We start from the raw sequence: 694 nt of genomic DNA, 5'->3' as shown, positions 1-694 counted from the left end.
GCGGGGGGCGGACCGGGGTAGCCGTACCCACCGGGAGCCTGCGCCCCGGGCTGACCGAACGCGCCCGGCGGAGCCTGCGGCGGCTGCGGGGCCGCACCCGGCGGCGGGGGCGGCGTCTGCGGCTTCTGGAACTGAGGCGCAGCGGACGGCGGTGCGGGCGGGGCCTGCGGCGGCTGTGCCTGCGGCTGCGGCTGCTGGGGCGGGTAGCCGTACGAGGGGCTCGGCGCTCCGAAGCCTCCGCCTGGCTGCGCCGGGGGAACCCCTGGCGGCTGGTTGGGCGGCTGGGGCGGCTGTGACATCAGCTTTCCTCTTCACACGGGTGCGCCGTCCCGGAACGGTCTCCCCCGCGCTCCCGGTGGCCGAAAATCCACCGGGAAGGAGCGAATCGGGCGCGCATCCCGCCAGTCGGACGGCAGGCGAGCGGACGTCTTTTGTATCACCAGATGCCGAATCCCTCCGGGGGTGTTCTGGTGTTGCGGCGAGCCCGTAACGAGACCGTTGTGGCAACACCGCGCCGGCTGCCCCCGAATTCCGGCCACCTCCCGGCCGCCCGACTCCCCCGCCGTCCCCACCCGGGGCTCCGCCCCGGACCCCTGCGCCTACCGGGGTACGTCTTGCGCTGCGCGCGCGTCTGCGCCCCCGGTGGGGGCTTGTCGCGCAGTTCCCCGCGCCCCTCAAAGCCGCCCACGAGCTC

General features: G+C 75.6%; 1 protein-coding gene. It reads left to right on the top strand.

Translation table 11 applies throughout. From position 1 onward, the window contains the following. Window positions 1-296 (top strand): hypothetical protein (locus tag K6I34_RS38520; protein ID WP_275127240.1); only part of this gene is annotated, 296 nt, incomplete at its 5' end. Window positions 297-694: the final 398 nt, after the last annotated feature.

This window comes from Streptomyces sp. UNOC14_S4 (genome assembly GCF_020740835.1).
GTDB lineage: Bacteria > Actinomycetota > Actinomycetes > Streptomycetales > Streptomycetaceae > Streptomyces.
The sequence above is the reverse complement of the archived record's forward strand: the minus strand, read 5'-3'. Positions and strand labels throughout refer to the sequence as shown.